At 63.3% G+C, this 7579-nt stretch carries 8 protein-coding genes; 5 read left to right on the plus strand and 3 right to left on the minus strand.

Going from position 1 to position 7579, the window contains the following annotated elements; translation table 11 throughout:
* Positions 1–21: 21 nt before the first annotated feature.
* The 3 genes from AC0L2L_RS28255 to AC0L2L_RS28265 all read right to left on the minus strand — a co-directional run bounded on the left by AC0L2L_RS28255 (position 22) and on the right by AC0L2L_RS28265 (position 4937).
* On the minus strand, positions 22–1785 hold the full coding sequence (locus AC0L2L_RS28255) for a hypothetical protein (RefSeq protein ID WP_473583173.1): 1764 nt from the start codon (positions 1783–1785) through the stop codon (positions 22–24).
* A gap of 103 nt (positions 1786–1888) precedes the next feature.
* Positions 1889–3646, minus strand: coding sequence for an arginine--tRNA ligase (gene argS / locus AC0L2L_RS28260; protein ID WP_473583174.1), 1758 nt, complete (start codon positions 3644–3646; stop codon positions 1889–1891).
* Between the two features lie 61 nt (positions 3647–3707).
* Positions 3708–4937, minus strand: coding sequence for a deoxyguanosinetriphosphate triphosphohydrolase (locus AC0L2L_RS28265; RefSeq protein WP_473583175.1), 1230 nt, complete (start codon positions 4935–4937; stop codon positions 3708–3710).
* 70 nt (positions 4938–5007) lie between these two features.
* Between AC0L2L_RS28265 and erpA the strand changes: the two genes are divergently transcribed.
* The 5 genes from erpA to AC0L2L_RS28290 all read left to right on the plus strand — a co-directional run bounded on the left by erpA (position 5008) and on the right by AC0L2L_RS28290 (position 7435).
* Complete coding sequence (gene erpA, locus AC0L2L_RS28270; protein WP_027167253.1) at positions 5008–5355, plus strand: iron-sulfur cluster insertion protein ErpA; 348 nt, start codon at positions 5008–5010, stop codon at positions 5353–5355.
* A 4-nt stretch (positions 5356–5359) separates the two neighbouring features.
* Positions 5360–5872, plus strand: coding sequence for a hypothetical protein (locus AC0L2L_RS28275; RefSeq protein ID WP_473583176.1), 513 nt, complete (start codon positions 5360–5362; stop codon positions 5870–5872).
* A 2-nt stretch (positions 5873–5874) separates the two neighbouring features.
* A complete protein-coding gene (locus tag AC0L2L_RS28280) occupies positions 5875–6267 on the plus strand; it encodes a VOC family protein (protein WP_473583177.1) in 393 nt (130 codons plus the stop codon).
* Positions 6268–6274: 7 nt separating this feature from the next.
* Positions 6275–7069, plus strand: coding sequence for an exodeoxyribonuclease III (gene xth, locus AC0L2L_RS28285; protein ID WP_473583178.1), 795 nt, complete (start codon positions 6275–6277; stop codon positions 7067–7069).
* Positions 7070–7141: 72 nt separating this feature from the next.
* On the plus strand, positions 7142–7435 hold the full coding sequence (locus AC0L2L_RS28290; RefSeq protein WP_473583179.1) for a hypothetical protein: 294 nt from the start codon (positions 7142–7144) through the stop codon (positions 7433–7435).
* The last annotated feature ends 144 nt before the right edge of the window (positions 7436–7579 follow it).

A 7579-nucleotide genomic window follows, 5' to 3' on the forward strand; every position in this document is an offset into this window, starting at 1 on the left:
CGGCGCCAGCGCCCGCTCGGCCTAGGGGGAATAATACAATTGCGGCGCGCGGCTATATGCCGGCGCTGCCATCAGCCCCCGCGCCGCGGGCGCCCGCGGCGCGGCCAACCAAGCGTGCGCCGCGGGGGCTGTAGTCGGCGTCGAACGGCCCCACGACTTTGTCTGCTCGACGGACGTTGAATGCAGCCAATCGGACGAATTTTCCGGAGACTTCGCCCTGGCGGCGGCCTCTTGCTCGGCCTCGATACTCCGGTCGAAAGCCGCACCGAAAGCGTCGTCGTCGAAATCGACACCCGGCTCGGCACCGGAAGGTTCAGCCTTGGCCGACGTTGCAAAATCCTGCTGATCGAGCTCGCTGGCAAGTAGGTCGTCCAGGCTGCCCTCGGCTGGCTGGACGACCTGGCCGCTCTGCACCGGCTCGTGTTCGTCGAGATCCCAATCGAGATTGTCGGCCTCGGCCTTCTCGCTTTCATGGCTGGCAGGTTGCGCAACCAGCCGCGGCGCCGGAGCAGGCTCCTTGACTGCCGGCATCGGCCGCGCGGTCATGGCGCCAAGCAGCGCATTGAGCTCATCTTCCAGGCTGCGCTCGCTGGCGGCAGGCTTTGCCGGCTCGACGGCCGCGACCGGCGGAACCGGAGCAGCGACGACGGGAGCCGGCTCGACCGCGGCGGGCTCGACAGCCGGAGCTTGCGGCTCCTCGTCCAGCGCATCGCGGAAGCTCAGTTCGAAATCGTCATCAAGAGACAGCGCGGCGGCAAGATCAGGCTCTGCAAGCTCGGGCTCAACGGCCAAATGCTCCGTCTCGATCGGCGCCATCGGTGCCGGCTCGTCGTCGATCGACAGCTCCGGCTCTTGAACATCCTGATCCTGGCCAAGATCCTGGCCGAGGTTGATGTCGACATCGGTCATCGCCTGGTCGAACTGACCGGCAAAATCTTCTTCGGATATCAGCGGGGCGGCCGCGTGAGCTTCAACCGGTTCGACGGACTGCGCATCCTGCTCCGGCTCTTGGCTCTCAAACTCTTCGCTATCAAGCTCCTGGCTCTCAAACGACAGCTCGTCTTCGAGCGACATCTGGACCGCGTTGTCGAAATCGGCGTCGAACGCCCCTTCGCTCGCGGCCTGCACCGCTTCGACGGCACCCTGATGGGCGTCAGCCGGCTCGTGATATTCGAGGTCGGCCGGCTCGTGATGGTCGAGCTGGAAATCCTGGTCCAGCGAAGCCGCCATTTCCTGATCGATCGGCAGATCGTCTTCGAGCGGCGAGACATCGAGCGAACTTGCGACCGCCCTGTCGAAATCATCGTCAAACGCGACTTCCGGCTCAACTTTCGGTTCCGGCGTGACTTGCGGCGTCGGCAAGACTCGCGGCGCCGGAGCGAAATCCGGTCCCGGTGCGCGAGCCACGGCGAAGTCGGCATGATCGGCCGCGTCGTCGAAGACGAAATCCTGTTCGAAGGACGCGGTCAACTCGTCGTCATTCGCGGCGGGGCTGGCAGCCTCGAAGGCCGGCTCATTGCTGATCTGATGCAGGCCAGCCTGCTGAGCCACCGGCGCGCTTTCCTCGACGGAATCGAATTCGCCCATCAACTCCTTCTCGAGGTCGATGTCGAAATCGCCTTCCTCGGCGCCATGATTAGCCGGCCCGGCTTTCTCGGCCTCGGGGGCCGGCTGCCTGACGGGCTGGCGCGGATCGAAACCCATGATCCGGGTCAGCTCCGCAAACGGATCATCGTCGGCGATATCGTTGTGGTCGGTTACCTTCAGCGGGGTTCTGTCTGCCATTATTGTTCCCGAACTCGCACACAGTCGGACGCCATGGACGTCGCGCAGGGTTGGCCCTTACCAGCGCAATGTGGGCAAAAGGTGACAGGTTTTTTAGTTAAACCTAACGCATTTCGGTGGGCGCGTCTGCCCCGATCAGCGTCAGGCCGGAGGTCAAGACATCCGAAACAGCCTGCACCAGCCCTAGTCTGGCATAGGTTGATTCTCGGTCGTTAACCTTAACAAAACGTAAGTCCGGGTTGTCGTTGCCGCGATTCCACTGTGCGTGGAAGCCGGAAGCCAGATCGTAGAGGTAGAATGCGAGCCGGTGCGGCTCCAGCGAAAGCGCCGCGGATTCGACCAGCCGGGGGTATTCAGCCAGCTTCCGGATCAGCGCGATTTCGCCTTCGTCGGTCAGCGCCGCCACGGAGGCCGTGAGCCGGTTGCGATCGAATATCGCCTCGCCAAGCTGCTCGCTCGCCTGCCGGAACACCGAATGGCAGCGCGCCGAGGCGTACTGGACGTAGAACACTGGATTGTCCTTCGACTGCTCCGTGACCTTGGCGAAATCGAAATCGAGCGGCGCGTCGTTCTTGCGGTAAAGCATCATGAAACGGATCGGGTCCCGGCCGACCTCTTCCACCACTTCGCGCAAGGTGATGAAATCGCCGGACCGTTTCGACATGCGCACCGGTTCGCCGTCGCGGAACAGCTTGACCAGTTGGCAAAGCAGGACCGTCAGCTTGACCGTATCGCCGGCAACCGCCCGCGCCAGCGCCTCCAGCCGCTTCACGTAACCGCCATGGTCGGCGCCGAGTACATAGATCAGGTCGACGAAGCCGCGCTCGACCTTGTCCTTGAGATAGGCGACGTCGGCGGCGAAATAGGTGAACGAGCCGTCCGATTTGACCAGCGCCCGGTCCATGTCGTCGCCGACCGCAGTCGAGCGGAACAGGGTCTGCTCGCGGTCTTCCCAGTCGTCGGGCTTCTCGCCCTTCGGCGGCGGCAATTTGCCTTTGTAGATATGTCCTTTGAGTGTCAGGTCGGCGATTGCAGCCCGGATCTTCTTGGCATTGTCGGCATGCAGCGTGCGCTCGGAGAAGAACACGTCGTGATGCACGTTGAGCAGCGCCAGATCGTCACGGATCATCGCCATCATCGCATCGACGGTGCGGTCCTTGACGATCGCCAGCGCTTCCTCTTCCGGCATCTCCAGAAGGCCGCGGCCGAATTCCTTGACCAGTTCCTGGCCGACGGGGACCAGATAGTCGCCCGGATAGAGCCCGGGCGGGATTTCGCCGATGTCTTCGCCAAGCGCCTCGCGATAGCGCAGCAATGCCGAGCGGCCGAGCACGTCGATCTGCGAGCCGGCGTCGTTGATGACGTATTCCTTGGTCACGTCGTAGCCGGCAAAGGCCATCAGATTGGCTAAAGTGTCGCCGACCACGGCGCCGCGGCAATGGCCGACATGCATGGGGCCGGTCGGGTTGGCCGAGACATATTCGACATTGGCCTTGCGGCCGCCGCCGATAGTCGAGCGGCCATAATTGCGCCCCTCACCGAGGAGTGCTGCCAGATGCCTGTGCCAGAACGCGTCCTTGAGCCTGAGATTGACAAAGCCCGGCCCGGCGACATCGGTCGAGGCGACATCGACGTCGGCGCGGATCGCCTCGGCCAGTTTCTCGGCAAGCGCGCGCGGGTTCTGGCCGGTGGGCTTGGCCAGCACCATCGCCGCGTTAGTGGCGAGATCGCCATGGCTTGCATCGCGCGGCGGCTCGACCGTGATGCGCGATAGGTCCGGTGACGAGCCATCCTTGTCCTTCAGGTCAAGGGCTTCGACGGCCTTTATGATCCGCGCGTTGAAATCGGCGAAGATATTCATCGGAACTGCTCTGGGCTTTAAGAGGCGACCGGCTCGATGGCCGGCAAAATCGAGGCTCGCCCTAGCTCAAATCGGGCGTATGGTCAAACAGACGCCGATGTTCCTTGAGCGCATAGGTGTCGGTCATGCCGGCGAGGAAGTCGGTAACGCTGCGCGCCTTGATACGATCCTCGGCCCGATCGAGCCCTTCGCGCCAGCCATCGGGCATGGCGCGCGGATCGGCGAAATAAACGTCGAACAGCTCGCGCACGATCCGCTCGGCGTCGGCCCGCACCCGCATGACTTCCGCGTGCCGGTAAAGATGCTTATAGAGGAAGGCCTTCAACTCCTTCTCGGCCGCCGCCATGGCGGCCGAAAACGTCACCAAGGTCTCGCCGGCCATTCGCACCGCGTCGGCGCTGTCCGGTTTCAGGCGCCCGATATTGGCGGTGGTCGATGCGATGACATCTTCGACCATCATCGTGATCTGCCGTCGCATCAGCTCGTGACCGGTGCGCACGTCATCAAGCCCGGGATACCGCTCACGAACGCCTCTCAGGATCGAGCCAGGCAGGCCGACGCCTTGCAGCATGTCCAGCGTCAGCAAGCCGGCGCGCAGGCCGTCGTCGATGTCGTGGGTGTTGTAGGCGATGTCGTCGGCGATCGCCGCGCACTGCGCCTCGATGCCGGCGAAGCGGTCGAGCTCGAGGTCGTGCAGCTCCGAATAGTCGCGGATCGCCTGCGGCACCGGCCCCTTGAGCCCCTTGCCGCTCGCATCGGTCAGCGGGCCGTTGTGCTTGACCAGCCCTTCCAGAGTTTCCCAGGTGAGGTTCAGCCCGTCGAACTCGGCATAGCGCCGTTCGAGCCGCGTAACCACGCGCAGCGACTGCGCGTTGTGATCGAAGCCGCCCCAGCCGGCCATTTTTTCGTTGAGCGCGTCCTCACCGGTATGACCGAACGGCGTGTGGCCGAAATCGTGGACCAGCGCCACAGCCTCCGCGAGGTCCTCGTCGCCGCGCAGCGCCCGCGCCAGCGCGCGGGCGATCTGCGCCACCTCGATCGAATGCGTCAGCCGTGTGCGGTAGTGGTCGCCCTCATGCGCGACGAACACCTGGGTCTTGTGCTTCAGCCGACGAAAGGCGGTGGAATGGATGATGCGGTCGCGGTCGCGCTGGAAGGGCGTGCGGGTCGGACTCTCGTCCTCCGGGAACAGGCGTCCGCGTGAGCGCGCCGGGTCGCTGGCATAGGCGGCGCGCGGCCGGTAGCCGAACCCGATGTCGCCGAGAGCACCCTTGCCCTGCCGCTCGTCCATTGATCCACCAGTTGACTTGGCCACGCCCGCTTCATACCTATCATGTGAAACCGAAAGCAAGGTGACGCCGATGGGCGCGGATGCCAAGACTGCCATGAAGGTCGAAATGACCGATGCCGCGGCAAAGCGGATCGCCAGGATCGTTGCCGGCGAACCGGGCAAGACGGCTCTGCGCGTCTCCGTCGAAGGCGGCGGCTGCTCGGGCTTTTCCTACAAATTCGATCTCGTCGCAGGCGCGAACGATGACGATGTCGCCATCGAGAAGGATGGCGCGACCATCCTGATCGACGACCTGTCGCTGGTCTACATGGGCGGCTCGGTGATCGACTTCGTCGACGACCTGATGGGCCAGTCCTTCCAGATCAGGAACCCGAACGCGGTCGCCTCCTGCGGCTGCGGCACCAGTTTTTCCATATGAAGATATGAAGTCGCTTCTCGAGGGCAATGAGGATCCAAGGTCGGTTCTTATCGCTCGCGAGATAGGCGCAATTTCCGATACCGACATCGTCAACTGGGCGAACCGTCACGCGACGCCGCAAAGCTACGCCGAAGATATCGACTATTTGTGGCTTGTCCGATGCAACCCACGAAGTGCCACTGCCCTTGGGAGGGCCCATGGCCGTCTGAGATCGCTGATCAAGCGGCTTTTTCCCGATTTCAACGATACTTCAATGGAGGCCAGTGAAATAGCGCGCGAGATGTTCCTTCGACGCCTGCGCACCTACTTACAGGACGACGTCGACCCCTTCCACGTCTGCCGAATGGTTGCTCCCATCGAGGGTCGATACGAATTCCCGCATTGGCTTGGCGATCTCTATAGCGCTTGTGACTGGACGGATGAGCACACGACGCGCGAGCAGGCACCGCATCTTAGGGATGCAATCCAACGAATACTCGCAGACAACACCGAGAACCTGGCAAGGGGGGGTTTTTGAAAATGCCTGCCATTGGCGCGTTCCGGCAGGTCGCGCTGTCGGCCGGGCGCGATCTCGATGCGACGCTTGCCTTCTGGCAGGGCGTCCTCGGCATGAAGGTGCATGCGCGCTACGATCCGCCAGGCATCGCGTTCATCCTGGCCGGCGATGTGCGCCTGCTCTTCACCGACGGCGTTCCGGCCGGCACGGTCTATCTCGACATTGCCGGGCTTGAAGCCTTCCACGCGGAGGCGAAAGCCGCCGGCGTTCCCTTCACCGCGCCGCCGACGCTCGTCCATCGCGATACCGAGGGCCAGTTCGGTCCGGCGCAGGAAAGCGAATGGATGGCCTTTCTAAAGGACCCGGCAGGCAATACGATCGGCCTCGTCGAGCGCCTTCCGTCCGAACCGCATTGAGGTTGCCATGAAGATCGTCACCTGGAACATCAACGGCGTTCGCGCCCGCATCGGCAACCTCACCCACTGGCTGACCGAAAGCGCGCCGGACATCGTCTGCCTGCAGGAGATCAAGACGGTCGACGACCAGTTCCCGCGCGCCGAGATCGAGGCGCTGGGCTATAATGTCGAGACCAACGGCCAGAAGAGCTTCAACGGCGTCGCCATCCTGTCGAAGCTTCCCTTCGACGAGGTCAATCGCGGCCTGCCGGGCGACGATGCGGACGACCATGCCCGCTTTATCGAAGGCGTCTTTTCGACCGACCAGGGCGCCTTGCGTGTCGCTTCGCTCTATCTGCCGAACGGCAACCCGATCGACGATGAGCGGAAGTTTTCTTACAAGCTGGCCTGGATGGCCAGACTGGAGCGCTGGGCGAAGGAGCGGCTACGGCTCGAAGAGGCGCTGGTGCTGGCCGGCGACTACAATGTCATTCCGGAACCTGCCGACGCGCGGTTTCCCGAGAACTGGGTAGGTGACGCGCTGTTCCAGCCGCAGACGAGGCAGGCCTTCCGCCGGCTGAAGAATCTCGGCTTCACCGAAGCGGTGCGCTCCGTGACCGACTCGGCCGGCGTCTATACCTTCTGGGATTATCAGGCCGGGGCCTGGCAGAAGAACAACGGCATCCGCATCGACCACCTCTTGCTCTCGCCGGAGGCCGCCAACCGCTTCTCGTCGACCTCGGTGGAAAAGCATGTCCGCGCCTGGGAAAAACCTTCCGACCACGTGCCGGTCGCGATTGATCTCGCCCTGCTGCCAGCCTGAAACATTCAAGCTTGGCTGGACCCTGATATCGCCACAAATCCCATTTTTGATGCGGGTTGCTGTGGGGGTTGAATGGCGATCCGATTTCTTTTCTGGCCGGTCGGCCTTGCTTTGGCGCTTGCCGTGGCGACGCCATCGCTGGCGGCTCCGACCTGCCTTGCCAACGGCAAGTCTTACGATGTCGGCGAGACGGCGTGCCTGACGCTGGCCGGCGAGAGCCATCTCGCCCGCTGCGACATGGTCCTCAACAATACGTCCTGGACCAGGATCAAGGACCAATGTCCGGGAGAAGCGCCAAAACCGCACCCGACATCGCTCTCAACCCGGACGCCCGGCCCAACGCCAACGGAGCCGAGCGAGAACTGAGGCGCTGCCGATCTCCCCACCATCCAGGTTACGCTATGCACACATCTTCTGTGACTGACTGATCGACCCGAGGCTTGATTGCCACGTGGTTCCCCCAATCCGTCGCTGCTTCGCAGCGCCACCTTTCCCCCTCCGGAGGGAAAG

This window comes from Mesorhizobium sp. WSM4832, assembly GCF_055811115.1.